The sequence below is a fragment of the Dyadobacter pollutisoli genome (genome assembly GCF_026625565.1).
GTDB classification, from domain to species: domain Bacteria; phylum Bacteroidota; class Bacteroidia; order Cytophagales; family Spirosomataceae; genus Dyadobacter; species Dyadobacter pollutisoli.
Genome location: NZ_CP112998.1, coordinates 1714893 through 1740520 on the forward strand (window position 1 = coordinate 1714893; position 25628 = coordinate 1740520).

The window sequence follows — 25628 nt, forward strand, 5'->3', positions numbered from 1 at the left end:
CGACTGCCGGACACATTTACTATTTGTGAGTATTTCCGGAACGGTTCCTACTTATTCTAACCATAATATAATCCTCAGAAATGCACATAATCTGATCAAACCATTATCAGAAACAGTATGAATATCGTCAGGTCCGCTCCGCTTTTAGTCATTTTCCTGTTGTTATATTTCGGTTATGATTTCCGGCAAACCGAACGGAACACCAAGTCGCCCGTCCCGGACGAAGTGCCTCTGCGCATTGTCCAGAACGAAAAAGAAGAGACAATCAGCATTTTCAGGGGTAATGAAAGTAAGCCTATTTTAACACAAAATGCAAAGGCCAATTTCCGCCCATATCTCCACCCCATTGTTGCACCCGACGGTAAAGGCGTACTGACTGAGTACAGCCCGGGGCATCATAAACATCAAACCGGAATTTATTGGGGATACACCAGGGTTAATGGCAGGGATTATTTTCACCATCCCGATGGAGATTACTGGCGCAGGGTGTCAGCCAAAGTCATTGAAGCAAAAGGTACCGAAGTGAAATGGCAGACCGTTTACGACCTGCTGGACTCTACGGGAACTGCCGTGCTGACCGAGACGCAAAACTGGTCAATGCGGCAAAAAGATGGCAAGTATCTGCTGGACCTGGAATGGAATGGGGAAGCAAAAGCTGAGGTAACGATCGGGAAATACGATTACGGCGGCTTGTTTGTGCGAATGCCTTGGAAAGAAGGCATCAAAGGCGAGGTAGTAAACGCCGCCAGACAAAAAAATGAAAAGGCGGAGGGGCAGGCAGCGATGTGGGTGGATATTGGCATGCAGGTGGAAGGCAGAAATGATCTGGCCCACATTGCTATCCTGGATCATCCCGAAAACAAGGGTTATCCGCAAACCTGGCGTGTGGACGGCCAGCTCGGAGCAGGCCCGGCGAGCGCGCGCAAAGGCGACTGGCACATCAAAAAAGGCGAAACCGAAGTCATTAAGCATGAACTGGTGATTTACAGCGGTGAGCTTAGTGACGTGGAGCTGAATAAAACCTTTGGAGAATTTATTGGTAACAATGGCACTTATAACACAGCTGCTCTTTGGGCGATCGCCCAGAAAGAGGGTAGGGAAGCCAAATTTTTGAGTGCGCAGGAGGCAGTGGCTGCTATGACCATCAAAAACGGTTTTCAGGTCAATGCCTGGGCTTCTGAACCGATGATGACCCAGCCTATGGCGTTTTGCTGGGACGACCGCGGAAGGATGTGGATCGCTGAGAATAAGGATTATGAGTCGCGGGGCAAGGGTTTTTCCAACTCAGGCGAAAGCCGGATCCTGATCCTGGAGGACACTGATCATGACGGCGTGGCAGACAGTAAGAAGGTATTTATGGAAGGTATCGCATTCCCGTCCGCGCTGGCGGTTGGGTTCGATGGCGTTTTCATCGGGGCGCCACCTAACCTGCTTTTTGTACCAGATAAAAATGGTGACGATAAGGCTGATACAGATCAAATAGAAGTGCGGCTGACAGGCTGGGGGATACGTGACAGGCATGAGACATTGAACAGCTTTCACTGGGGGCCGGATGGCTGGCTTTACGGATTGCAAGGTTTTGCAACACCGTCAAAAGTGGGTAAGCCGATTGGTAAAGGCAAGATTTATAAGCATAAAGATCCTTTTCCCGAGGATATGAAAGTGGAGGACGGTGTAGACATCAATGGCGGTGTCTGGCGGTACCATCCTACCAAAAACAGGTTTGAAGTCGTTGCTCACGGGTTCAGTAATCCCTGGGGCATTGACTACGATGCCAAAGGACAGCTGCTGATTACGGCTTGCGTCATTCCGCATTTGTGGCATGTAATACCGGGCGGGATTTACCACCGGCAAGGCGGCCAGCATTTCAATCCTTACGTTTATAATGACATTAAAACCATTGCAGATCATACGCACAGGTCAGCGCACGGCGGGGCGAGGGTGTACTTATCCGATGCATTTCCTGAGTCCGAAAAAGGGAAGATTTTCATGGCTAACATTCATGAGCACGGCATTCTGTCAGACATTCTGGTGCCAAAAGGATCAGGTTTCAGTGGCAAGCATGGGGATGATTTTATGATGGCCAACAATGCACAATGGGTTGGATTTAGCATGGAAGTAGGGCCCGAGGGAGCATTATATGTACTCGACTGGCATGATGCTGACATATGCGGCTCGGACGTACTGAATTCTGAAACCGGGAGGATTTTCAGGATTACGCCCAAAAATTCAATGGCGGAAAACTGGAAGGGACGGTATGAGGATCTAAACAAAATGACCGATTTACAACTGGCAGACCTGCAAACCAGCAAAAGCGAGTGGCACGCCCGCCGCGCCAGGCTGATACTGCAGAACAGGATAGCGAAAGGGAAAATGGATCAGACAGCACTGGATAAGCTAACCAATATTTATAAGTCAAATGCCAATGCAGATTATCGTTTGCGGGCGATGTGGGCTTTGCAGGTAACGCAAAATCTGGATCAGAAAGCATTGCTGGCCGCATTGAATGACCAGGACCAGTATGTGCGTGCCTGGGCAGTTCAGTTTTTGTGTGAAGATGAAAAGCCGTCACAGGAAGCTGTTTTAAAATTCACCGAAATGGCTGTTAAAGACGCGTCGCCGGTGGTGAGATTGTATCTGGCCTCTGCCTTGCAACGTATGGATGCATTGGCGAAATGGAATGTCGCTGCCGGTCTGGTAACACATGCAGAGGACACCGAAGATCATAATATTCCCAAAATGGTTTGGTATGGCATTGAGCCACTGGTGAAAGAAAATCCGTCCAAAGCGTTGGAACTGGCTTCAAAAATTAAAATTCCGATGCTTACTCAATTCATTGCCCGGCGGGTTGTGGATGCGGACCAGCTTCCGACATTGGTAGCTGCGATCGGGAAAGCGCCTGTTAACCGGATGAATTTGCTGGAAGGAATGCGCGATGGATTGGAAGGACGAACAGACATTAAAACCCCGTCCAACTGGAATGCGGTTTACACTAAATTGAAACAGTCGGACAAAAATACGGCGGCACTGGCATTGGAATTATCACGACAATTCGGTGATACCGAGGCTGCAAAAAGTGACCTGACGGCTCTTGCCAACAAAAATGCCCCGGTTGACCAGCGTACCAAAGCATTGCGCTCGCTTGCAGGTCGTCAGCGGCCCGAACTGCTAGCTGAACTCCCGAAGCTACTCAATGACGATGATCTGCGGCTAGACGCGATCCGGGCGGCGGCGGGATATGATCATGAGCCACTTGCCAAATTGCTGATCGAGAACTATCCCAAATTCAATGCGGCGGAAAAATCAGAAGCCATTCAGACATTGGCTTCCCGCTCCAAATCGGGTTGGCAGCTTACCCAGGCTATTTCCAAAAATGTAATTCCAAAAAAAGACGTGCCTACTTATGTCGCGCGGCAATTGCGCCGTGTGGTCGGAAGTGGCTTTGTGGAAGTATGGGGGCCGATCGATCATGTGGCGTTCGACGAAAAAGCGTATAAAAAGTACAAAGGCCTGCTCACTGACAAAACCGTTGCAGAGGCGAGCAAAAGCCATGGCCGGATGGTGTTCCAGAAAACCTGTGCTCCCTGTCACAAATTATATGGAGAAGGCGGCATTATCGGCCCTGAGCTCACCGGGTCCAACCGTGCTAACCTGGATTATTTGCTCGGCAACATTCTTGACCCGAGCGGCGAAATACAGGACGACTATAAAATGGTAGTGGTTACCACGCGTGACGGCCGTACATATGTAGGCAATATTGCAAAGGAAACCGACCGGCAGGTAACGCTCAGGATCGTGGGGCAGGACGCGGTAGCGATCAATAAATCCGATATCCAGACGCGGGAGGTAACCCCGGCTTCCATGATGCCTTCCGGACTACTGGAATCGCTGAGTGACAGGGAGGTAAGCGAGCTGGTGGCCTACCTACGAACTTCGACCCAGGTGGAAATGCCTAAGAAGTAAGAATATAGTATAAAAACAGTAATTTATTGCAGCGCAAGTACTTTTGGTTTAAATTAATATTCAAATCAAAATGAAGATTCTTATGCGTGCATCTTACAAGATTTTAATAGCTCTGTTTGTTTTCGCGTCATTAATCAACGTTTGCCTTGCGGAGCAGCCTGCTACTTTGAAGATCGGCGCTTCTGCCCCGGATTTTAATTTACTCGGTGTGGACGGAAAACGTTATTCTTTAAAAACATTTGCAAATTCACCGGTACTGGCCATTGTTTTTACCTGTAACCATTGCCCCACAGCTCAGGCTTATGAGGAGAGAATCAAAAAGCTGACCGCTGACTTCAAGGCCAAAAATGTGGCAATGGTGGCGATATCGTCCAATGATCCGAAGGCGATCAGGCTGGATGAACTGGGCTATACCGATCTAAGTGATACTTATGAGGAAATGAAGATCAGGGCAAAAGATATGAGCTATAACTTCCCTTATCTTTTTGATGGCGGTGATCAGAAAATAGCCAATGCTTACGGACCAGTCGCCACGCCACACATTTTTATTTTTGACAAAGAAAGAAAACTGCAATACAACGGACGCATTGACGATGTCGAAAAACCGTCGGGTACTCCCAAAAATACCGATGCCAGAAATGCAATAGAAGCGTTGGTGGCAGGAAAACCGGTGCCTGTTCCTACTACCAAAACATTTGGCTGCTCGATGAAATGGATTTCAAAAGAGCATGGCGTGCAGGACGAGCAGGCGGGCTGGGCAAAGGAAGCGGTAAGCCTGGAAACCATTGACGAAGCCGGATTGAAAGAATTGATACAAAACAAATCGGACAAGCTCAGGCTGATCAATGTGTGGGCGACCTGGTGCGGGCCGTGTGTGACCGAGTTCCCGGACTTTATGACTATGCACCACATGTACCGTGGCCGGGATTTTGAATTTATTTCAATCAGCGCCGACAGTCCTGACAAGAAGGACAAGGCGCTGAAATTCCTGCAAGGCAAGCATGCTTCCAACAAGAACTATATTTTCAATGTAGATGACAAGTATAAACTGATCGAAGCAGTAGATCCCAAATGGCAGGGCGCTTTGCCCTATACATTGCTGGTGGAGCCAGGCGGTAAAATCGTATACGCCGCACAGGGGCCGATAAACCCGCATAAAATGAAGAAGATCATAGTAGAAAATAAGTATGTTGGCAGATATTATTAAGTGTTTATAAACTTTAACCTGACCTAATGGAAAATCAAGACATTTCAAGACGCCGGTTCCTGAGCACTTCGGCATTGGCGGCAGCAGGCTTTGCGCTGGTACGCGTACCAGTTTTTGGGGCGCCGGCGTACATCAAGAACCTGGGCAAACCTAATTCCCTTTTCAATGGCGTGCAGGTTGGCGCGATCACTTATTCGTGGCGCAGCTTACCCGGTACTGCGGAAGATATCCTTAAATACTGCATTGATTGCAACATTAGCGCCATTGAACTGATGGGCCCGACCGGCGAGCAGTTTGCCGGTGCACCCGAGGCTCCTCCACGCCCGAATATGGCTCCTGGGGCAAATGGCCAGCGTCCGGAAATGACCGATGAGCAGAAGGCAGCGCAGAAAGAGTATGCGACCAAAATGGCGGATTGGCGTGCGAAGGTTTCTATGGATAAATTCGTTCAGCTCAGAAAAAAATATAACGATGCGGGCGTAAGCATCTACGCTTTTAAACCCAATGCATTGAATGTGAACAGTACGGACGCGGAGATAGATTATGCTTTCAGGGCTGCGAAGGCTTTGGGGGCCAATCAGGCTAACGTGGAATTGCCGAATGATCCCGGACAGACAAAAAGACTGGGAGAAATTGCGTTGAAGAACAAAGTATATGTAGGGTACCATGGCCACACGCAACAAACACCAACCTGGTGGGATACGGCATTGGGCCAGTCGAAATACAATGCAATGAACTTCGATATGGGACATTATGTAGCTGCCGGGTTTGATCCCATTCCATTGATTGAAACCAAACACGATCACATTGTGAGTATGCACGTGAAAGACCGTAAAAACAAGGAGCATGGAGGTGCCAATGTGGTTTGGGGCGAAGGCGACACGCCGATAACTGCTGCATTGGAGCTGATGCGGGCTAGAAAATACAAGTTTCCGGCTACCATCGAGCTGGAATATGAGATTCCGGCCGGATCGGATCCTCTTAAAGAAACTGCGAAATGCGTTGAATATGCCAGAAAAGCACTAGGCGCCTGATACAGTAGAGGTTAAAATGGTTTCGCCGCCGCTGATCCTGATCAGTGGCGGTATTTTTTTGTTTAATATTTAAAATTGGCCTCATTTGTTTCAATCGGAGTATACAAAGCAGTTTTGTTTTTAACTGCAAAGTGTCCTACATCCTTATGAATCGAAAAAATATTTTTACCAGATTTGCCCGCCTTCCGGTAATTGCCGCAGCATGCATGCTACTCGTGCTTTCAGGCAGTTTTAATTTGCTTTTTGCACAAAGTATCAATTTGAAAAATGCGGTTATCGTCGTTTCGCCGGGCATCCCGTCGCCCATGAAAGAGACGGCAGCAACCATTCTTTCCGAGGAAATATCCAGACGAAGCGGCCAGGTTCCCCCAATAAACGTGGTATGGCCCAAGAACGGGACACCTGTAATCGCGCTCGTTTTGTCTTCTGAAACGGAATTAGCGGGAAAAGCAGTTCCTTCAAAAAGAGAAAGCAACAATCCGGAATTTAAAAAAGAAGGTTACCGCATTCTGACCGAAGTTTCCGACAAGGGCAGCATCACCTGGGTCATCGGATCTGATGCGCGTGGTGTGATTTTCGGTACTGGCTGGCTTTTGCGGAACCTGCGGATTGCGACTGGAATAGTTCAGTTGGACGAAAAAGCAGACTTCGCTTCTGCGCCTGCCTACCCGATTCGCGGACATCAAATAGGTTACCGTACGACTGCCAATACATACGATGCATGGAGCGTAGCGCAAATGGACCAGTACATTCGTGAGCTGGCGATTTTCGGTACCAATGCCATTGAGGGAATCCCGTTTCAGGAAGGGGAGGCACCCAGCCCTCATTTCAAGATTCCCTCAGCCGAAATGCGCATCAGGATGAGCGAAATGTGTCAGAAGTATGATATGGATTACTGGGTATGGACACCTGCTACTTTTGATCTTAAAGACGAAGCAAAGCGAAAGGCGGAGATCAAGATGCATGAAGAGTTCTATAAAAAAGCACGCCGGCTGGACCATATTTTCTTCCCCGGCGGTGACCCGGGAGAAAACCATCCTTCGGACGTGATGCCGTTTCTCAAAGAATTGCAAAGCCTTTTGGTCAAGTATCATCCGAACGGGAAAATGTGGATTTCCCTGCAAGGTTTCAGCGTGGAGCAGATCGATTATTTTTACCAGTATCTGGCAAAGGAAAAGCCACTTTGGCTGGAAGGTGTGGTTTCAGGTCCGGGAAGTCCTCCGATCGCCGAAACACGTTACCGCTTGCCCAAACAGTACAAGCATCGAGAGTACCCGGATATTACCCACGCTATTCGCTGCGAATTTCCGGTTGAAAAATTTGACCAGGCGTACGCGCTCACTTTGGGCAGGGAGTCGGTCAACCCGCGACCATACGCTTTTGCCAAGATCCATGATAAGTATGCGCCATTCACCGACGGTTTTGTTTCGTATTCTGATGGAAGTCACGATGATGTCAATAAAGTAATATGGAGTATGCGTGGCTGGGATCCTCAAAAAAACATTCACCAGATCCTTAAAGAGTATGCCACTTTCTTCTTTGGTAAAAACATAGACGAGCAAGCGGCCGGCGGAATTGAGGCATTGGAACAAAACTGGAAAGGTCCTTTGGCAGAAAATGGCGGCGTGGAAGCGACATTCAATTTTTGGAAAAACCTGGAAACGGGTAATCCTAAACTGAAAAATAACTGGCGCTGGCAAATGCTCGTCATGCGTGCATATTACGATGAATATACGCGGCTCAGGCTGATCAACGAGCAGGAACTTGAAAAACAAGCCAACGAGGTTCTGGCGAAAGCCGATCTTAAGACGATCGATAAATCTATGACTGATGCATTGGCCATGGTGAACAAAGCCGATACCCAGCCCATTGCCAAGGAAATCAGAAAACACATTGAAGAGCTGACCGACGCGCTGTATATTTCCATTGGACTGCAAACCAGCACCGCCAAACACAAACCCAGAAACCCTGAACGCGGCGCGATCATGGATTTCGTCGATTATCCGCTCAACAACAGGTGGTGGCTTGCCGATGAATTTGAGAAGGTCAAAAAAATGAAAGATGCAGGCGAGCAACTTGCTATGCTGAAAAGGATTAGCTCGTGGGAAAATCCGGGCGTGGGAAGTTACTATGATGATATTTCGAGCGTCAGTAAGGGACCGAGGGTAAAAACAATTTCCGAGGACGCTACTGATGTAGCCTGGTGGGATAGTGGCATGAGCCGAAAACGCCTTTCTTCGCAGCTTTTTCAGCGTGAACCTGCATTGGATTACGATAACCTGGATCCCGGTGCGCGTTATATGATCCGGGTTGTGGGCTACGGTGAAGCATTGCTGCGTGTCGATGGTAAGAGACTTTCTCCGGTGATCTACAACAAGGAACTGGATTCGGTCAAAGAATGGATTGTGCCTTTGTCACTCACGCAGGACGGAAAGATTTCAGTCACCTTTGATGGCCCGGAAGAGTCTGACCTGAACTGGCGCAAAAATTCCAAGATCTCGGATATTTGGTTGTTGAAGATGTGAAAAAATAATGTGAATTCGGTATAAGCTTAAATCGAATTCACATTATTTGAAAAAATGAAAAAGGCAAGGTGGAGATAGGAAATGTTATAGGAATGGATTGACTATCTCCAATTTGTTTTCAACGAGGAGCCCATGCTGCATATCTTCTGAATAAAGGATCGAGCAGTTTGCTTCCAGCGCTCCTGCTACGATGATGGAGTCAAAAAGCTGAAAGTCGTATCTGGCAATGAGTTTTCGTGCATTTTCAATGGTAGATCCGCTGACAGGATCACAAACGCAATCAATCATCAAATCCTCCCAGAGTTGGGATACTTGCTTTTTAGTAAAACCGAATTTCCTTTTGCAGATATTTCCTACCTCTACTAAAACCTGTGGATTAATAATAGGGTTTTGAGAAACCAAATTTTGAGCAATGGTTTGTTTGCGTTCATCCAAATCGAAAAGATAAAGAATGACATTCGAATCCAGAAAACTACTCAAAGTCATTCGCCTCCTCGCGGTCAAATTTAAACTTGGTTAGATCGACTTTGGGATAATTGGAATAAACCTGGCTAACATTCTTTCTTCTTTCTTCGGAAAATATATTTTCATCCTTCTCGATAATGGCAATAACCCGTACATGCTCGCCTACATAATTGGCAGGCAGGTCTATGGTAATGGAAGCGCTATCAGGGACAATGGTTTTGGTAAACATACTTTCAGGTTAAGAACATTTACCAAATTTAAAAAAATATTACCTAAATATTTTTTCGTACGAAATATTTCCTACCTTTGATCCGTTCAAACACAAACAGCAAGAATGGAGCCTACGAAATCAGAATTGGAAATATTGCAGGTACTCTGGGAGCAGGGGCCGACGACTGTCCGGGTCGTAAATGACAAGTTGAATGAGCAGAAGCGGGCGGTACAATATTCCTCAACATTGAAATTAATGCAGATCATGGCGGAAAAGGGAATCCTGATCCGCGATGAGAGCAGCATGAAGCACGTATATAGTCCAGCGGAAGCGGAGGATAAGACCAAAACAGCATTGCTCGAACGCTTCGTGGACTCTATGTATAAAGGTTCCGCATCGAGTCTGGTCATGCAGCTTTTTGGCAACAAGAACACATCCACGGAAGAATTGAATGAGATTAAGGATTTTTTGAAAAAACTGGATCAATAATCAATCAACAAATCGGTTAGCCATGCATTTCGACATCATCAGCGCGTCTTTTGTTCAGAAATTTATTCATGCGATTTGCCTCACATTCATGCATTCATTATGGCAGGGGCTTTTCGTTGCAGTTTTTGCCGGATTGATTTTGCTGCTAACTAAAAAATCCGCTCCTGCGCTGAGATACAATCTGTTGTCTTTTCTTCTGTTCGCATTTTTGATCACCAATGGTCTCACTTTTGCCTGGGAGCTGAATGCCCAAAATTTGTTTGGTAAAACTGAATCTGGCGTGACATGGCTGATCAATAGGAGCGAGGTACCGACCGTTACGGGGGGGAATTATTTGTTCAGCAGTGCGGAAGAAAGTGCCTGGATCACCGCGATTACCACATTTTGCAATGCTAATGCGTCCATAATCGTCGCGATATGGCTCCTGATTTTCAGTGTCAAATCGGTGAGAGCAGCGGTTGGGCTCTTTTATATTCAAAATATCAAAAAGAGGAAGGTAAGCGAAGTGACTGATCATTGGAACTGGCGTTTCAGCGCATTGTGCCAAAAACTGAAAATTAGCCAGCGGGCAAGATTGATGGAGTCAGCTATGATCTCGGTCCCTATCGTAATCGGAATCCTGAAACCGGTTGTGCTTTTGCCGGTTGGAATGCTGGCCAATTTGTCTGTTGCTCAAATAGAAGCGATTATTCTGCATGAACTGGCCCATATCAAACGGAGGGACTATCTGGTGAACCTGATTCAGGTTTGCTGTGAGAATGTGTTTTTCTTCAACCCCGCGATACTGTGGCTTTCCTATTTGCTCAGAGATGAAAGAGAGCATTGCTGTGATGATCTGGCGATGTCGGTGATGGGGGATAAGACTTCTTTTATTCACGCGCTGGTATCATTTCAGGAGTATAATATGGCAGGTTCGCGACTGGAAATGGCTTTTTCTAAAAAACCTAACCATTTGCTGGACAGGATCAAACGAATCATTTATAATAACAATAAACCTTTAAATGCCATGGAAAAATTATTTGTAACATTGAGCCTGGTGACGGCTATTGCATTATCAGCTGCTGTATCTCAGGCTGTTCCTGTTAAAGAAATGACTGCTGTATTTCGTCAGGAAAAACCGGAGATTGTCAGTCCTGCACCTGCGAGAAGCAATGTAGTTGTAGCCGCTCTTGACACTTTACCCAAAAAGAAAGAGCGCAGAAGCAACACTGAAATTCATTCAGCCAACATTTATTCCAATGAGGAGGGAGTTAGTACCTACCATGTGCATGCCAATGGTAAGGAGTATGAAATGATCCAGAAAAATGGTAAAACCACATCACTAAAAGTTGATGGCAGGCAAATTCCAGAGAGTGAAATGGCTTCTTTTCAGCCCGAAATAGACAAGATAATTACCGACATTAAGATAGAGCATGAAAAAGCTGAAATTGAACGTGGTAAGGCCGAAAAAATGAGGGCAGAGGCCGAAGTACATCGTCAAGAAGCGGAAGTGCAAAGAAAAAAAGCGGATGAGCGCCGGGCAGAAGCTGAGGTTTTGCGCGGGCAGGCGGAAAAACTGCGGGCCGAGGCGGACCAACATAGAATGGCCGCAAGTAAACAACGTGAAGATGCAGAGGTACGTCGCACTGAGGCGGAGCAGCATAGAACCGTTGCTAATAAACAACGTGCCGAAGCGGACGCGCAGCGTGCTCAGGCAGAAAAGCATCGGGCGGAAGCAGAGGTGCACAGGGCCGAGGCAGATGAGCATAGAAAGGAAGCGGAAGTTCACAGGAGAGAAGCAGAAAAGGAAAGACAAGCATACGAAAAAATGCAAACAGGTATGATCAATGACCTTATTGAAGGCGGTGTCATCAAGGACAAATCCAATCTGTCCTACAAGCTTAGCCAGGAGGAGCTGATCGTGAACGGTGTAAAACAGTCGGAAGAGCTGCACAAAAAACTAAAAAATAGATACATTAAGGATAAGGCGGTTGAAATGGTCTATAATTTCAGCGGTAGGACGGGATATACCACCACAGGGTTCATTTATACCAAGTAATCAAGTAAGTAAAACTGCAACAGCTCTGCATTTTAAAGAAAGTAGCAATGAAACATGTTAATCATGCATCGCAGAACTTTCATCAAAAATACAGGAACTATAGCCGTCGCAGGTACCGCTATTCTTCCGGAGCTCGCCTTTTCGATTCCCAAAGCCAAGAATAAGTTACCTAAATGGAAAGGGTTTAATCTCCTGGATTTCTTTTCGCCTGATCCGGCTTCGGCCAGAAAAGCTACTACGGAAGAGGAGTTCAAATGGATGAGCGATTGGGGTTTTGATTTTGTCCGCATTCCAATGGCATATCCCGCCTATTTGAAATTTGACAGAAGCCGCAACATTACACCGGAAGAAGTATACCAGATCGACGAGCGTGAGGTAGACCGAATTGATAAGCTGGTCACGACTGCGCACAAGTACAATATGCATGTGAGCCTGAACCTGCACCGGGCGCCAGGTTACTGTGTCAATGCAGGATTTCATGAACCTTATAACCTTTGGACTGATCAAAAAGCGCTGGATGCTTTTTGCTTTCACTGGAATATGTGGGCAAAAAGGTATAAAAATATTACGCCCAAAAATATCAGTTTTGATCTGCTCAATGAGCCGAGCATGCGGGCCGATATGAATGACCAGCATTCAAAAAGGACGTCGGTACCGGGAGAAATGTACCGGAAACTGGCGCTGGCTGCATCCGAAGCGATCCGTAAGGAAAATCCTATGCATTTGATCATCGCTGACGGTAATGATGTCGGAAGCTCAGTTATTCCCGAACTCGCAGACCTGGATATCGGACAAAGTTGCCGGGGGTATCATCCCGGAATCATATCACATTACAAAGCGCCTTGGGCTATGAAGGACACTGAAAATGTGCCCGAACCTAAGTGGCCCGGCCAGGTAGGGGACCAATACCTGAGTCGGGCTATGCTTGAAAAATTCTATAAGCCGTGGGTTGACCTGGTGGAGAAAGGGGTCGGTGTGCATTGCGGGGAGTGTGGGTGCTGGAACAAGACGCCCCACGATGTTTTTCTGGCTTGGTTTGGAGATGTTCTGGACATTTTATCATCAAATGGGATCGGGTTCTCGCTTTGGGAGTTTTCAGGCGATTTCGGTGTTCTGGATTCTCGTCGTGAGGACATTACCTACGAAGACTGGCATGGTCACAAACTGGACCGGAAACTGCTGACTTTGTTGATGAAGTACTAAAAATGACGATTTAGAACTTGCTGATGAATAGGGTCGCGTTGGTTTGTTTGGGAAAAGATAATGTGTAAATTTGAAAAAAAGACACACATGAAAACGATAAAGCTAACACTCCCAGATCCAGCTATTGCCTATATAAAATCCATCCAAAAAAAGGAAGAGATTTTTGCCAAAGAGGCTGTAGAAGAAAAAATAGCAAGGGGGCACAGAACTAACCTCAAAGACCTACTAAAAGAAGGCTATCAAGCGACCGCGAAAGAGGATCTTGAAATTTCTAATGACTTCCAGTTTGCCGACTCAGGACTTTTATAATGCTGAGAGGTGAAATCTATTGGGCAGATCTCAATCCCGTGATCGGGAGCGAAATCGCTAAAATCAGACCTGTATTGATTGTTTCCAATGATCTGAACAATGAGTTTAGTTCAACTGTCACGATATTGCCAATTACTTCTAGTACTGCCAAAGTATATCCTTTCGAAGTACGCATTCCGGAGAATGAGGGAGGTCTCAGAAATGAATCGAAAGCCAAAGCAAACCAGATACGTACTATTGATAAAAAGCGACTTGGGGGTAAACTAGGCCAGTTAGGCAACATTAAAGTGAGGGAAATAGAACAGGCGATTCTAATTCACCTTGATATTTTTTAATTTCTTTTGATCCAATCTGTCTTAATAGAAAAGGTATCCTGCAATCACCACTAAGACCGCAATTCAGAAAGCAGTCCTGTCAAATTCAGGCTTTTGGTGTACATTTCTACTGTGCCGTCGGGGAGCATGTTCCAGAGTTCTTTCGGGCGGTCCCAATACAATTCGACCCCGTTATTATCCGGATCGTTGAGGTATAACGCTTCGGAAACGCCGTGGTCACTGGCACCAGACAATGGATATTCAGCTTTCAGCAACCTGTTCAAAATCGTTGCCAGATCCTTCCGGGTTGGATATAAAATGGCCGTGTGAAATAAACCGACACCGTGCTGCGAAGCCGCCGGAGCACCCTGGCTGTACCAGGTGTTTAGGCCGATATGATGATGATAGCCTCCTGCGGAAATGAATGCGGCCTGCGTACCATACCTGGCCATTACTTCAAATCCCAACAAGCCGCAGTAAAAATCCAGCGCTCTTTCAAGATCTGCAACTTTTAAATGAACGTGACCGATGCGCGTTAGTGCCGGTACTTTATAGTCTTCAATTTCCATGAGAAGGTTTCTTTACCCGTAATTTGTCAATCAATTTACATTTACTTGCGGTAAAAAATTCCCTGAAAAGGCTTTACAAAGAAATCAGTTATCTTAATTTATCGCATTAATGAATCGCCGAAAAGCATTATCCTCTGTCCTGGCTGTTAGCGGAGCCGGACTCCTGCCTGTTGATTTGAGCAAAAGCAAAAAACCGTCTTTTATCTACTCCTTGAACATGAGCACGTTGCGTGGTCACAAGCTGGGATTCAGGAAAGAGCTGGAAGTGGCTGCGAAAGCGGGGTACGGCTCGGTGGAAATATGGATCAATACTTTGCAGGATTACCTGAAAACCGGTGGTACATTAGCCGAAGCCAAGCGCATTATCGATGACCTTGGTATAAAAGTGGAAGATGCGATCGGATTTGCAACCTGGATTGTGGATGATGAAGCTGCCAGGGCAAAAGCACTGGATCAACTGAAAATGGAAATGGAGCAATTGGCCCAGATCGGTTGTCCTCGTGTGGCGGCACCGCCAATGGGCGCTACCACCGGCGCATCGCTGGACCTTGCGAAAGTGGCAGAACGTTATCGTACTATTCTGGAATTGGGAGACAAAACCGGCGTGGTTCCTCATTTGGAATTATGGGGCTTTTCAAAAAACCTGAGCCGGGTAGGGGAGATATTGTATGTGGCTGTTGAGTCGGGTCACCCTTCCGCGCGGCTATTAATGGATGTTTATCATTTACATAAAGGCGGTTCCGGAATGGACAGCGTCAAGGACGTTGGCAAACCGTTGGTTGAGATATTCCACATCAATGATTACCCGGCTACCCCACCGAAAGAAACTATTACCGATGCCGACAGAGTGTATGCTGGTGACGGCGTGGCGCCGCTGAAAAACTTGCTGACATCGCTCAAAAATCCTGAAAAGCCTGTAATCCTGTCTTTTGAGGTGTTTAATAAAGATTATTATGCGCAGGATGCTTTGCTTGTAGCGAAGACCGGTTTGGCTAAAATGAAGAAAGTAACCGAGGGCATTTAATGTTCACGGATGCTTTTATATTTTATTTAAAAAGGCAAGAATACTTAGTACTAGCCCTGCGATAGTTGCGATGGCTGAAAATAAAATGGCAAATATCATCAGGAAGCCTTTTAATCCGGTTTTTTCTTTGATGATCAGCTTGTCTCTGTCTTTTCCGCCCTGAATTTCCGGAATAAGCAGCCGGTAATCTCCTGGGACATCAATAGTGAATTCGGCAACTGGGACAATCCGGTTGCCCGACATATCTTTTCTCGACCCGAATACATTGACCCTTCTCGAAACGAGTATCTCCTTTCCGTCCGGTTGACGGTGCATTTGGAATGCAATGTGGGTAGGAATGGTACCGAAGATGGCTGGCTTTTTGTAAGCTATTTCGTACAAGCCGGGTTTATCAAGTTTGCAAATGATAGAGTTTTCACCAGCACGGAACTCGATTTTTTTGCCAAAATAAATTGAAATCATTCTGCCAATGCTTTTAATCAAAAAATAAAAGCCTACTATGAACAGAACTGGAAAAAGAACTTTAAAAAGCATGATAATGAAAGTATAGTGTGTTAAAAGACTGGTAATTATAGTAATTTTTCCTGTCCTAATTCATGCAAGTCGAAATATTTTTTGAGTAAAAGATTAATGAACCTTTTGAGGTAAACGTCATTGAAAAATACATTAGACCAGTTCTCGTAACGTTGCGACTGGATACCCAGGAAAAAGAAGTAAAGACTCACGCCCAGCATTGGAATGATGCGTTTTTCCTCTTCTGAGACTGCTACCACCGACTCGTACCCCTCCATAAAACGATTGATTTTGAGCGTCCGCTCAGCTTCGTCTTTCTCAGTGCTGTGAACCTGTAAAATGTAGTAGGCCATATCGAGACACAGCCAGCCGTTTCCGCAGAAATCGAAATCAAAAAGGGTTACCTCATTGTTGTTGGTAATGTTGAGATTGTCGAACCAAAGATCCAGATGAACCGCTCCCTTTCTCAACTGGCTTATGTCGGCCTTTTGAAATTCACTGATCAAATATGCCTGTGTAGACTTCATGAAAACCATTTCCTCGGTGTGCTCAGGCAGAAACCGTTTTAGTTGTTCCAGAGAATCTACCAGCAGTTCCTGGTGGGTATATGTGACGCGGTTTAAGTGGAAATTTTCGGTCAAAACGTGCATACGTGCCATTAGGGCGCCAACATTGTAATGTGTTTCAGGACTGTAATTAAGCATTTTATCGCCAGCTGCAAACGAAAATAGTACCGCCTGCCTTTCGCCTTCCGGCGCATTAAAATAATGAATATCAATGCCATTTTGATCCGCGATGGGAAACGATACAGACACTCCATGTGAATGAAGATGACGCAGCAACCGAAGTTCTTCGCCGATGTCCTCTGTTGTGCGCCAGCTGAAACTGTAAACCCTGTACACGTATTTTTCGGCCGCACAGGTAACCAGATAGGTGTCGTTGATGCCCGCTTTGAGTAGTCGGCAGGACACTTCCTCGGTTTCCCGGAAGTACTTTTCCTTTAAAAATTGAGCAAGATGTGCTGCAGACAAATTAGAGTTTGTCACCGGGAAATGATCCATTCTTCTCGTTTTAATTTGTTTTTTGAATGATAATGCTGAATTTGTTCGCTTTTGAAGGGCTGCAAATATAAAACCGAAATATGAGTGAAGTAAAACTAAAGCTGGATAATCGCCGCAGAGGCGCATTTTACGTAGAAAATGATGGCAAGCAAGTCGGAGAAATGGTTATTGGTATCAGCGAAACGGCTTTGACTGTTTATCACACCGAAGTGGATCCGGAAATGGAGGGTAAGGGCCTTGCCCGGCAAATGCTGGATGCCATGGTAGCCTATGCGAGAGAGCAGCATTTGCAGGTTGTGCCACTCTGCGAATATGTCCATTTACAATTCCGCAGGCATCCCGACGAATTCGAGGATGTTTGGAAAAAGTGATTTAGCTAGACAAGTTGCCTGTCTGGTTGTATCAAAGCGGCTTTGGGAGATATACGATAAAGACCGAGCCCTTCCCCGGTGTACTTCTTGCGGTAATGTATCCGTGATGGTTTTGAACCACCTTCTTACACAAGGCAAGGCCAATACCCGAGCCGGAGAATTCACCCCTTCCATGAAGCCGCTGAAACATCTGAAATATCCGGTCCAGATAAGCTTCGTCGAAACCAATGCCATTATCCTCTACTTCAAGGCATATATAAGAGTGATCCTGTAAAAGCTTGGGCAAGACCTTGATCGTAGCCGGATCAGCATCCGTGGACGAGATCTTTATTTTTGAAAGCTGGCCCTGAAATTTATACTTAATGGCATTACTCACCAGGTTTTGCATTAGTTGGGTAAGCTGCAATGCGTTGCCCCAAACCACCGGCAATGATTTGACCAAAATTTCCGTATTTTGTTCCTGGATAGATATTTCCAGATCGGCCAGAACGTTAGTCACAATGTCGTTCAATGCGACTGGTTTAAACTCAGTTTCTCGTGTAGTTAGCCGTGAGTAAGCCAGCAGGTCGTCTATCATGACCGACATTCTTTTTGACGCATCTTGAATGCGGTTCAGCATAAATGCGCCATTTTCGTCAAGTTCCTTGGCATACACGCTTTGCAACCGTGAGCCGAAGGCCTGTATTTTCCGTAGCGGCTCTTGCATATCATGGCTGGCGGCGTAGGCAAATTGCTGTAAATTGTTATTGGAGTTGACAAGTTCCTGATTGGCCAAATGTAGCTCTTCGGTCCGTTGCTGTACCCTTCTTTCCAGTTCACTGGCCAGTTGCCGATAACGTTCTTCGCTCTTTTCAAGATCTTGCCGCGATGTTACCTGATCGGTAACGTCCACAGCCATATCCAGTATTGCGTAGATTTCTCCTTTTGAATTCCGCAGCGGCTTATAGGTAAAATTGAAGTAGAAAGTTTCCAGTACTCCATTCATGACCAGTTCGCAGCGTGCAGCCGGCTCGGCATAAGGTTCGCCGGTCTCGTATATCTGATCAAGAATTTTCAGAAAAGGTTGATCGATCAGTTCGGGTAGTGCTTCTTTTAATGGTTTGCCGGTCACCGAATTACCCTTTCCCCAAACCTTCAACATGGCCTCGTTTGGCATTTCTATGATCATTTCCCTGCCCACGAAAAGAGCCGTGGCAACAGGTGCCTGCTCAATCAGTGTCCGCAAATGTTCTTCATTCGTTTTAAGCCTCTGCTCAGACTGAATCCTGTCAGTAATGTCCATCACAATACCTGACAAAGAAACCGCCTTTCCGGAACCATCGTACAGATATTGGCCAATCACCCTGATCCAGTGAATAGATTTGTCCTTCCATATAAATCGCGCTTCATACCTGAGCTGCCCCGTTTTGAGGGCTTTGTCATATGCATCCTTTCTTACAAGCATGTCTTCGGGATGAATGTGGTCAACAAAAATATCGCGTGTGATCCGGCTACTATCTTTACCGGTGAGGATTTTGGCCATGGTGGGCGAATAAATGACCTCATTAGTATCGAGCATTACGAGGAATGATCCTGCGCCAGAGCCTTCAATGGTCATAGCAGCGCGCTGGTCGGCCCAGGCTACCTTTTCCTCGCTCTCTTTACGAGCCTGTTCCGATTTAAGCTGTTCGGTAATATCCATCATTGAACCCACCATACGTACAGGCTTTCCCTCGCTCTGGATTGTATACCCGCGGTCATGTACATACGCATAGGATCCATCACCTTTGCGAAACCGGTACACATTCGACCAATTGCTTTCGCCATTCTCAATCACGGCGTGGATCTTTTTTAGCACATTTTCTTGATCCTCTGGGTGTATGCGGTCGAACCAGGAGTTGGGGCCTTGCTCCACTTCCGAAGCAGGATGTCCAAAAATTTGTTGCATACCCTCATTCCACCATACAGTACTTTTGACTAAATCCCAATCCCAGATTACATCATGGGTAGCCTTGGCAACAAGTTCGAAGCGTTCGACTGCGAGAAGCAGGTCGTCCTTATGGTCATTAAGCGTATCAATCATATTCAATTATCCTGCCGGAAGGTGTCTGTTCTATGGCTAAAAAACGAAAGCATACTTCTGTAAAAATACCGATATTAATGAAAAGGCAATGTCAGGCTTTATTCAAAAAGTATGCCTGGCAGCCAAATTTATCGGCTATACGTTAAATTCCCGACGGCAATTCCTTGGTTGCAAAGTAAAGCAGTTACAATCTGAGCTTTTAAAGTGAGAAAACCAGTTGAATATCCTAAACCGAATGCGCCATGTTCAAGACTTCACTATGCTTTTTGTCAGCTGCTTTACTGATCCTTACGGGTTATATGGCTGCCCCCAGGAAAGCGGTTTCACTATTTGACGGTAAGACTTTTAATGGTTGGGAAGGTGATACCGTGAAAACCTGGAAAATTGAGAATGGGGCGATCGCCGGCGGCTCGCTTGATGAAACTGTTCCACACAATGACTTTTTATGTACCCGCAAGATCTATTCCAATTTCATTCTGAAAGTTAAGTTTAAGCTCACAGGCTATGAAGGTTTTATCAATACAGGAGTGCAGTTCCACAGTGTAAGATCCAAAAATCCGGGTTATGAAATGATCGGATATCAGGCAGATCTGGGCGATAAATATTGGGCTAGCCTCTATGATGAATCAAGAAGAAACAAAACACTGGCCGGTCCTGATTCGGCTACCATTTCCAAAATATTGAGGCCGGGCCAATGGAATGATTACGAAGTACGCAGCGAGCGTGGACGGATAAGACTATACCTGAATGGTACCCAGACTGTCGATTACACCGAAACGGACAAAAGCATTCCTCAAAAAGGAGTAATTGGATTGCAGATACACGGTGGGGGCAAGGCAAAAGTGTACTATAAGGATCTCATGATCGAAGAGCTTTAACCGCCAGCGAATTTTGATGGCGCTGACGGCATTGCTGGATATTTATCGCCAATTTTTCAATAGTCGTCTCGCCACCACGATTTCGGCGGTGTGGTAGGAGTTATGATCGGCTATCAGCATGGCTTCCCGTAAAAGCGTTTGACCGGTACCCCAGGAAAGCGGACTGAAAAGGTCATTTTTTTCATGATTTAAAAGATCGAAAAAGCGCTTTTGATCTTTCTTGATGTCTTTCAGTGAATTTTCCCAATCGCTATCGCTGACAGTGTCCACAGGCTTCGGCCAGTAATCGTCCGGCCAGGCCAGTGCATCGTGCTCAGCGGATGTTGAAAAATCAACAATGTCTTTTTGAGCGATCCTGATGTGTTCCACCAGTTGCCAGATACTGTAGGGAAGGTTTTCAATCGTAACAGAGCGGAGCTCAGGTGCCAGGCCTGCTGTGGCCTCTTCGAGTGTGACATGTGCATTCCCTTTTTCGATGAGGGTAATGAGCTCGCTTACCAATTTTCGTCGTTGATCATTTTCCATAAATCGTTCCTTAAATCATTCTGATGCAATTAATATTATTCGCTATTTTAGTGGAATTGTCACAATGTAACATTTAAGTCATATTCAACAATGAATCCTAACCGCCGAAACTTCCTTAAAAACGTTACAGCAGCGTCAGCTCTTTTAGCCACGGAAAGTATTGCCAAACCTTTTAACATTATTAAAGACCTGAAAAAAATCAGTCCCAATGACAAGATCCGTTTCGCAACGATCGGGATGGGGATTCAGGGGCACAGTGACACCAAAGCAGCTTTGCGAAGCACGCCGGATGCTGAATTTGTAGCTGCCGCCGATTTATATGACGGACGACTTACCAGGGTGAAGGAAGTTTTTGGAAAAGAAGTTTTTACCACCAGAGATTATCGCCAGATTCTGGAAAGAAAGGATATTGATGCAGTTTTAATCGTTACGCCCGATCATTGGCATGACCACATCACCAAGGCGTCACTGCAAGCCGGCAAGCATGTTTATTGCGAAAAACCAATGGTGCACCACATCAATGAAGGCCAGTCGGTGATCGATGCCTGGAAGAAATCAGGCAAAACGATGCAGGTAGGAAGTCAACGAATCAGTTCAGCATCATTTAAAGAAGCAAAAAGACTTTTTCAGGCCGGCGAAATAGGCGAGATCAACTATGTTGAATCCAATAATGACCGGTTCAACTCAATTGGCGCGTGGAATTATTCGGTACCTACTGATGCGTCCTTGACGACTTTGGATTGGGATACGTTCCTGGGAGATGCGCCGAAAGTACCTTTTGACGCCAAGCGTTTTTTCAGATGGAGAAATTACCGTGACTATGGTACTGGCGTGGCTGGCGATTTGTTCGTGCATCTCATTACCGGTGTGCATTTCGTGACGGGTTCAATGGGGCCCGAGCGGATACTTTCATCCGGCGAATTAAGCTATTGGAAGGACGGACGCGACGTTCCGGATGTATTGGTTTCAATCCTGGATTATCCAAAAACCGACATTCACGCCAATTTTCAAATGGTGCTGCGGGTGAATTTCGCTAATGCTGGTGCGATAGCCAATAATACACGAATCATTGGAACAGAAGGCCAGATTGAGTTTACCGAAAATAACCTCATTCTAACCAAGAAGAAATTGCCCAAAGCGCCCGGTTTTGGAGGTTACGATAGCTACAACACGTTTTCCGAAAGTGAGCAGAAAGAGTTCAAAAAACAGTATGATGCCCAGTACCCGGATGACACCAGAAAAGCGGAACCAGCCAAGGAGGTCAAATTTGAAGCACCAAAGACAGATGATGCCCATGCCAATCACTTCCGGGATTTCTTTGACAATGTAAAAAAGGGGAGCTTAGGAGTAGTAGAGGATCCCATTTTTGCATTTCGTGCCGCGGCGCCTGTTTTAGCCTGCAATGAGAGCTATTTCAGCCAGAAAATTATCAAGTGGGATCCTGTGGAAATGAAGCTCAAAAAGAAATAAGCCCATTCATTTAAACTCAAACATAACGCTGCTCACTGCTACATGAAGACATTAAGTTTTACGCTGCTACTTTTCACATGGGCTTTGTCCTCATTTGGTCAAACTGGAAAGGTACTTGATAATCTGTCGCTGCCATCCAAGCTTCTCAAATCAGAACGAAAGTTTGCAATATACCTTCCCCCGGATTACGCGACCTCCGAGAGAAGCTACCCCGTATTGTACCTGTTGCACGGAGCTGGTGACAATCATACCGGTTGGGTGCAGTTTGGCGAAGTGTTGAATATTGCAGATAAGGCGATCCGCGAAGGGACGGCGACGCCCATGATCATTGTCATGCCCGACGCGGATACGGGTAGAAGAGGGTACTTCAATGATGTCAAAGGCGACTGGCCGTATGAGGATTTCTTTTTCCAGGAACTAATGCCTTTTGTCGAAAAGAAGTATCGAATCAAAGCTGAAAAGCGCTACCGTGCTGTGTCAGGCCTGTCAATGGGCGGGGGCGGTACGTTCATGTACGCATTGCATCATCCCGAGCTTTTTTCTTCTGCTTGTCCGTTGAGCGCTTCCACAGGGCCCATTACCCTGGAAGATGCTAAAAAGAATCTCCTAAGAAACAATCCCGACATTCAGGATTCAACAGTAGCCAATTATTATAACCGGCACAGCGCATTGGCCTTGGTCAATAATATGCCGGACGCCAATAAAAAGGCAGTTCGCTGGTATATAGACTGTGGCGATGATGACTTCCTTTATGAGGGCAATAGCTTGGTGCACATTGCTTTGCGCAAAAAAGAAATCCCGCACGAATTCCGGATCCGGGAGGGAGCGCATAACTGGACGTACTGGCGAGAATCACTTCCCAAAGTGCTGGAATTTGTTTCACAGGCATTTCATCAGTACTAGCAAATGGTACAGGACATTTTGCCAGGCATCAAGCAGTTTGATCTGACGGGGAAGGTAGCAATTGTCACCGGCGGGTCGAAAGGACTTGGGTTGGCGATGGCGGCGGGACTTGCGTCTGCCGGAGCAGACATTGTGTTGGTCAACAGGAATGCTGTGGAGGGTGAGCGCAGTGCGGCAGAGCTCTGTATTTCGTTTGGTACCAGGGTCCTTTCGTATGCTGCGGACATCACAAGCCAGGAACAAACCGAAGCGATGGCCCGGTTTACAAAAGAGAATCTTGGCCAAATTGATATTTTAATCAACAGTGCAGGGATCAACATCCGCGGTCCGATCGACGAGCTTTCTGCCGGTGATTTCGCCAAAGTGATGGAGGTAAATGTAAACGGCACATGGCTTTCGTCACGTGCCGTTACGCCCTATATGAAAGAACAAAAGAGCGGAAGGATCATTAATCTGGCCAGCACGCTCGGGTTGGTCGGCTTGGCAAACCGAACACCCTACACGGCTAGCAAGGGTGCGGTGGTTCAGATGACCCGAGCGCTCGCATTGGAACTTGCTCCATTTAACATTATGGTCAATGCGATATGCCCCGGACCATTTTTAACCGAAATGAACATCCCGATCGCCGAAAGCGAAGAAGCCAAAAACATCATCCTGGGAGCTACGGCCTTGCAACGCTGGGGACACCTGCGAGAAATCCAGGGAGCAGCCATTTTCCTTGCAAGCGACGCCGCCAGTTATATGGTAGGGTCGATACTGGCGGTCGATGGCGGTTGGACGGCGCGGTGAAAGAGACTTGCCAAGTCTAGGCGACCCCGTTTTCAAAACTTGGCAAGTCTAAAAACTTGGCAAGTCTATCCGCGGTAAAGAATTGTCATTTCGATTGTTCAATCTTTACCGAAAGTGTTTTATTGGCCTCGATTAACGAATTTAAGCTTGCTTCCAGACTTCCAATGCGCTTGACTGATTTCTTCAATTCCTCGTTTTCAGCTTTCAGTTCTTTCACGGATTCGATCAGATGAGGGATGAGACCTGTATAATTCACTGACTTCATTCCATCCTTATCAGTTTTCACCAACTCCGGAAATATTTCTTCCACTTCCTGAGCGATGACGCCGGTTTGTAGAGATTGATCGACTTTTGGGTCTATCATGTAATAGTTGTAGCCTTTGATGCTGGTGATTTTGGTCAGGCTGTTGGTTAAATCTGCAAAGTCGCGTTTTAATCTTCTATCGGATTGGGCCAGGCTTCCAAGTTTAGAAAAGCAGTGGCCATCGGCTGTAACCCAAAAATTCCAAGAATTACCTAGGTAAAACCCTACCTGATCATCTTGTTTCATTCCCACGAATGCGTCCGCTGTTTGTTGTGAGGTATTGAAATAAATACCTGCGGACGAATTTCCTTTATGCTGAATTCTGGCACGTCCCCCTACATCCAGTATATACTGAGGTAATAATGCGTTATTTCCAAGTCCAACTTTACCATTTCTTAAAATCGTGATGGCGTTTGACAAATCCTGATCTCCCGATCCGTTCCCAATTTGGAATATGCGATCGTTTGGCGTGACGTGAGCTTTGGTTGGTCCATTCGAATTGTCCTGGACATTTGGGTAGGTGCCGAAAGTGGCTGAACCATATGTCATTGCGAAAGTTTGTACACCTGCGGCAAAGGACGCATCTCCGATAGCTTCATTGTTATATCCAGTCGCTACGGAATTGTCTCCTTTTGCCAAATTGGAAATTCCCATCGAAACAGAATTTTGACCCACGGCCACTGACTGGTTTCCAACAGCAATTGAGCCATTACCGGCAGCCTCGGTTTGATTGCCACTTGCGAATGAAGATTGGCCAGGAGATTTCGTTGAGTTTCCAACAGCTACCGAGAAGCTCCCCGCAGAAGTTGTATTTAATCCAAATGATGCCGATAGGTACCCGATTTGGGCATGGTCGTAGTTACTTCCGAAGACACTTCCCGCCCGAAAGGCACCTTTCCGTGGATACCATATAAGCCTAGTGCCATCACCCGGGTTCTCCAAAATACCGCCTTCGTCAATTTGCCCCTTTTGTACAATGGGGTCATCATTTTTCCAGCGATCGGACTGGGACGAGTGAAGTGAATAAGGTACACTTGACAACAGCGAGCTGCCGAGATTGATATAGTTATTATTTCCGTCGGGATCCAATTCAATTTTTAGTTGATATATGCCAGACTTCCAATTGATGTTGTAAAAATTGCCACTGAGAATTTGACCTTCTCCAATCCGGACATTAAATATTCCTATATTGTTTGTTTGAGCTTGATGCGATTCCTGGTAAACGGTTGGTCCAAATTCTTGAAATATAGTCAGCCTTAACCCAACAGATGCATTTGATAAACTCCTTCCTGTGGTATCTCTGGCAACACCCTGAAAATTGATTGTTTCGCGTACAGACTGTGCCCTCACTGAAAAAAACGTAAGGATCAACAGCACTGCATTTAGTGACAGTAATTTCAT

At 46.2% G+C, this 25628-nt stretch carries 23 protein-coding genes; 15 read left to right on the forward strand and 8 right to left on the reverse strand.

Going from position 1 to position 25628, the window contains the following annotated elements:
• The first annotated feature begins 117 nt into the window (after nt 1–117).
• From ON006_RS07160 to ON006_RS07175, 4 genes are all read left to right on the forward strand, one after another.
• On the forward strand, nt 118–3963 hold the full coding sequence (locus ON006_RS07160; protein WP_267609967.1) for a PVC-type heme-binding CxxCH protein: 3846 nt from the start codon (nt 118–120) through the stop codon (nt 3961–3963).
• A 70-nt stretch (nt 3964–4033) separates the two neighbouring features.
• Entirely contained in the window at nt 4034–5170 is a 1137-nt protein-coding gene (locus tag ON006_RS07165; protein ID WP_310590181.1) for a redoxin domain-containing protein, read from the forward strand.
• Nucleotides 5171–5196: 26 nt separating this feature from the next.
• Nucleotides 5197–6204 carry a sugar phosphate isomerase/epimerase family protein gene (locus ON006_RS07170; RefSeq protein WP_244819162.1) on the forward strand — a complete coding sequence of 336 codons (1008 nt, stop codon included), beginning with the start codon at nt 5197–5199 and terminating at the stop codon, nt 6202–6204.
• A 146-nt stretch (nt 6205–6350) separates the two neighbouring features.
• The gene (locus ON006_RS07175; protein ID WP_244819161.1) at nt 6351–8729 is read left to right on the forward strand and encodes a hypothetical protein; all 2379 of its coding nucleotides are present in this window, start codon (nt 6351–6353) and stop codon (nt 8727–8729) included.
• An 84-nt stretch (nt 8730–8813) separates the two neighbouring features.
• On the opposite strand, the gene ON006_RS07180 is transcribed toward ON006_RS07175, so the two are convergent.
• Nucleotides 8814–9215, reverse strand: coding sequence for a PIN domain-containing protein (locus tag ON006_RS07180; protein ID WP_244819160.1), 402 nt, complete (start codon nt 9213–9215; stop codon nt 8814–8816).
• Nucleotides 9202–9423, reverse strand: coding sequence for a hypothetical protein (locus tag ON006_RS07185; protein ID WP_244819159.1), 222 nt, complete (start codon nt 9421–9423; stop codon nt 9202–9204). The genes ON006_RS07180 and ON006_RS07185 overlap by 14 nt, the downstream gene beginning before the upstream one ends.
• 105 nt (nt 9424–9528) lie before the next feature.
• On the opposite strand from ON006_RS07185, the gene ON006_RS07190 reads away from it, so the two are divergent.
• The 5 genes from ON006_RS07190 (at nt 9529) to ON006_RS07210 (ending at nt 13779) form a co-directional block, all read left to right on the forward strand.
• Complete coding sequence (locus ON006_RS07190) at nt 9529–9894, forward strand: BlaI/MecI/CopY family transcriptional regulator (RefSeq protein ID WP_244819158.1); 366 nt, start codon at nt 9529–9531, stop codon at nt 9892–9894.
• Nucleotides 9895–9916: 22 nt separating this feature from the next.
• Nucleotides 9917–11932: a M56 family metallopeptidase gene (locus tag ON006_RS07195; protein ID WP_244819157.1), complete on the forward strand. Its 2016-nt coding sequence runs from the start codon at nt 9917–9919 to the stop codon at nt 11930–11932.
• Between the two features lie 63 nt (nt 11933–11995).
• Nucleotides 11996–13135: a glycoside hydrolase family 5 protein gene (locus ON006_RS07200; protein ID WP_244819156.1), complete on the forward strand. Its 1140-nt coding sequence runs from the start codon at nt 11996–11998 to the stop codon at nt 13133–13135.
• Between the two features lie 87 nt (nt 13136–13222).
• Nucleotides 13223–13444: a hypothetical protein gene (locus ON006_RS07205; protein WP_244819155.1), complete on the forward strand. Its 222-nt coding sequence runs from the start codon at nt 13223–13225 to the stop codon at nt 13442–13444.
• The gene (locus ON006_RS07210; protein WP_244819154.1) at nt 13444–13779 is read left to right on the forward strand and encodes a type II toxin-antitoxin system PemK/MazF family toxin; all 336 of its coding nucleotides are present in this window, start codon (nt 13444–13446) and stop codon (nt 13777–13779) included. Before ON006_RS07205 ends, ON006_RS07210 begins: the two co-directional genes overlap by 1 nt.
• A gap of 50 nt (nt 13780–13829) precedes the next feature.
• Here the strand turns inward: ON006_RS07210 and ON006_RS07215 are convergent, their stop codons facing one another.
• Nucleotides 13830–14327 carry a VOC family protein gene (locus ON006_RS07215; RefSeq protein WP_244819153.1) on the reverse strand — a complete coding sequence of 166 codons (498 nt, stop codon included), beginning with the start codon at nt 14325–14327 and terminating at the stop codon, nt 13830–13832.
• A gap of 109 nt (nt 14328–14436) precedes the next feature.
• Here ON006_RS07215 and ON006_RS07220 point away from each other — a divergent pair, with 109 nt between their 5' ends.
• On the forward strand, nt 14437–15351 hold the full coding sequence (locus ON006_RS07220) for a sugar phosphate isomerase/epimerase family protein (protein ID WP_244819152.1): 915 nt from the start codon (nt 14437–14439) through the stop codon (nt 15349–15351).
• Between the two features lie 15 nt (nt 15352–15366).
• Here ON006_RS07220 and ON006_RS07225 read toward each other — a convergent pair whose 3' ends face one another.
• Together ON006_RS07225 and ON006_RS07230 are read right to left on the reverse strand one after the other, a co-directional pair.
• Nucleotides 15367–15813 carry a hypothetical protein gene (locus tag ON006_RS07225; RefSeq protein WP_244819151.1) on the reverse strand — a complete coding sequence of 149 codons (447 nt, stop codon included), beginning with the start codon at nt 15811–15813 and terminating at the stop codon, nt 15367–15369.
• Nucleotides 15814–15920: 107 nt separating this feature from the next.
• On the reverse strand, nt 15921–16925 hold the full coding sequence (locus ON006_RS07230; protein ID WP_244819150.1) for a phosphotransferase enzyme family protein: 1005 nt from the start codon (nt 16923–16925) through the stop codon (nt 15921–15923).
• Nucleotides 16926–17005: 80 nt separating this feature from the next.
• On the opposite strand from ON006_RS07230, the gene ON006_RS07235 reads away from it, so the two are divergent.
• Complete coding sequence (locus ON006_RS07235) at nt 17006–17296, forward strand: GNAT family N-acetyltransferase (RefSeq protein WP_244819149.1); 291 nt, start codon at nt 17006–17008, stop codon at nt 17294–17296.
• A gap of 31 nt (nt 17297–17327) precedes the next feature.
• On the opposite strand, the gene ON006_RS07240 is transcribed toward ON006_RS07235, so the two are convergent.
• Nucleotides 17328–19358: a PAS domain-containing sensor histidine kinase gene (locus ON006_RS07240; protein WP_244819148.1), complete on the reverse strand. Its 2031-nt coding sequence runs from the start codon at nt 19356–19358 to the stop codon at nt 17328–17330.
• Nucleotides 19359–19600: 242 nt separating this feature from the next.
• Between ON006_RS07240 and ON006_RS07245 the strand changes: the two genes are divergently transcribed.
• Nucleotides 19601–20236 (forward strand): 3-keto-disaccharide hydrolase, encoded by a 636-nt coding sequence (locus ON006_RS07245; RefSeq protein WP_244819147.1) that lies wholly within the window; start codon nt 19601–19603, stop codon nt 20234–20236.
• Between the two features lie 42 nt (nt 20237–20278).
• Here ON006_RS07245 and ON006_RS07250 read toward each other — a convergent pair whose 3' ends face one another.
• Nucleotides 20279–20761, reverse strand: a complete 483-nt coding sequence (locus ON006_RS07250) for a DinB family protein (RefSeq protein WP_244819146.1) — start codon at nt 20759–20761, stop codon at nt 20279–20281.
• A gap of 90 nt (nt 20762–20851) precedes the next feature.
• On the opposite strand from ON006_RS07250, the gene ON006_RS07255 reads away from it, so the two are divergent.
• The 3 genes from ON006_RS07255 to ON006_RS07265 are packed head-to-tail and all read left to right on the forward strand — an operon-like array spanning nt 20852 to nt 23923.
• Nucleotides 20852–22231 carry a Gfo/Idh/MocA family protein gene (locus ON006_RS07255; RefSeq protein ID WP_244819145.1) on the forward strand — a complete coding sequence of 460 codons (1380 nt, stop codon included), beginning with the start codon at nt 20852–20854 and terminating at the stop codon, nt 22229–22231.
• A 42-nt stretch (nt 22232–22273) separates the two neighbouring features.
• Nucleotides 22274–23134, forward strand: a complete 861-nt coding sequence (locus ON006_RS07260) for an alpha/beta hydrolase (RefSeq protein ID WP_244819144.1) — start codon at nt 22274–22276, stop codon at nt 23132–23134.
• A 3-nt stretch (nt 23135–23137) separates the two neighbouring features.
• Nucleotides 23138–23923 carry an SDR family NAD(P)-dependent oxidoreductase gene (locus tag ON006_RS07265; protein ID WP_244819143.1) on the forward strand — a complete coding sequence of 262 codons (786 nt, stop codon included), beginning with the start codon at nt 23138–23140 and terminating at the stop codon, nt 23921–23923.
• Nucleotides 23924–24008: 85 nt separating this feature from the next.
• Here the strand turns inward: ON006_RS07265 and ON006_RS07270 are convergent, their stop codons facing one another.
• Nucleotides 24009–25628 carry a tail fiber domain-containing protein gene (locus ON006_RS07270; RefSeq protein WP_244819142.1) on the reverse strand — a complete coding sequence of 540 codons (1620 nt, stop codon included), beginning with the start codon at nt 25626–25628 and terminating at the stop codon, nt 24009–24011.

Excerpts from the sequence above, each read along its gene's own strand:
- ON006_RS07245 (WP_244819147.1), top strand. The coding sequence starts at position 19,601 with ATGTTCAAGACTTCACTATGCTTTTTGTCAGCTGCTTTACTGATCCTT.
- ON006_RS07215 (WP_244819153.1), bottom strand. The coding sequence starts at position 14,327 with ATGGAAATTGAAGACTATAAAGTACCGGCACTAACGCGCATCGGTCAC.
- ON006_RS07210 (WP_244819154.1), top strand. The coding sequence starts at position 13,444 with ATGCTGAGAGGTGAAATCTATTGGGCAGATCTCAATCCCGTGATCGGG.
- ON006_RS07185 (WP_244819159.1), bottom strand. The coding sequence starts at position 9,423 with ATGTTTACCAAAACCATTGTCCCTGATAGCGCTTCCATTACCATAGAC.
- ON006_RS07200 (WP_244819156.1), top strand. The coding sequence starts at position 11,996 with ATGCATCGCAGAACTTTCATCAAAAATACAGGAACTATAGCCGTCGCA.
- ON006_RS07235 (WP_244819149.1), top strand. The coding sequence starts at position 17,006 with ATGAGTGAAGTAAAACTAAAGCTGGATAATCGCCGCAGAGGCGCATTT.
- ON006_RS07270 (WP_244819142.1), bottom strand. The coding sequence starts at position 25,628 with ATGAAATTACTGTCACTAAATGCAGTGCTGTTGATCCTTACGTTTTTT.
- ON006_RS07160 (WP_267609967.1), top strand. The coding sequence starts at position 118 with ATGAATATCGTCAGGTCCGCTCCGCTTTTAGTCATTTTCCTGTTGTTA.
- ON006_RS07225 (WP_244819151.1), bottom strand. The coding sequence starts at position 15,813 with ATGATTTCAATTTATTTTGGCAAAAAAATCGAGTTCCGTGCTGGTGAA.
- ON006_RS07220 (WP_244819152.1), top strand. The coding sequence starts at position 14,437 with ATGAATCGCCGAAAAGCATTATCCTCTGTCCTGGCTGTTAGCGGAGCC.
- ON006_RS07170 (WP_244819162.1), top strand. The coding sequence starts at position 5,197 with ATGGAAAATCAAGACATTTCAAGACGCCGGTTCCTGAGCACTTCGGCA.
- ON006_RS07255 (WP_244819145.1), top strand. The coding sequence starts at position 20,852 with ATGAATCCTAACCGCCGAAACTTCCTTAAAAACGTTACAGCAGCGTCA.
- ON006_RS07190 (WP_244819158.1), top strand. The coding sequence starts at position 9,529 with ATGGAGCCTACGAAATCAGAATTGGAAATATTGCAGGTACTCTGGGAG.
- ON006_RS07165 (WP_310590181.1), top strand. The coding sequence starts at position 4,034 with ATGAAGATTCTTATGCGTGCATCTTACAAGATTTTAATAGCTCTGTTT.
- ON006_RS07180 (WP_244819160.1), bottom strand. The coding sequence starts at position 9,215 with ATGACTTTGAGTAGTTTTCTGGATTCGAATGTCATTCTTTATCTTTTC.
- ON006_RS07205 (WP_244819155.1), top strand. The coding sequence starts at position 13,223 with ATGAAAACGATAAAGCTAACACTCCCAGATCCAGCTATTGCCTATATA.
- ON006_RS07175 (WP_244819161.1), top strand. The coding sequence starts at position 6,351 with ATGAATCGAAAAAATATTTTTACCAGATTTGCCCGCCTTCCGGTAATT.
- ON006_RS07250 (WP_244819146.1), bottom strand. The coding sequence starts at position 20,761 with ATGGAAAATGATCAACGACGAAAATTGGTAAGCGAGCTCATTACCCTC.
- ON006_RS07230 (WP_244819150.1), bottom strand. The coding sequence starts at position 16,925 with ATGGATCATTTCCCGGTGACAAACTCTAATTTGTCTGCAGCACATCTT.
- ON006_RS07195 (WP_244819157.1), top strand. The coding sequence starts at position 9,917 with ATGCATTTCGACATCATCAGCGCGTCTTTTGTTCAGAAATTTATTCAT.
- ON006_RS07260 (WP_244819144.1), top strand. The coding sequence starts at position 22,274 with ATGAAGACATTAAGTTTTACGCTGCTACTTTTCACATGGGCTTTGTCC.
- ON006_RS07265 (WP_244819143.1), top strand. The coding sequence starts at position 23,138 with ATGGTACAGGACATTTTGCCAGGCATCAAGCAGTTTGATCTGACGGGG.
- ON006_RS07240 (WP_244819148.1), bottom strand. The coding sequence starts at position 19,358 with ATGATTGATACGCTTAATGACCATAAGGACGACCTGCTTCTCGCAGTC.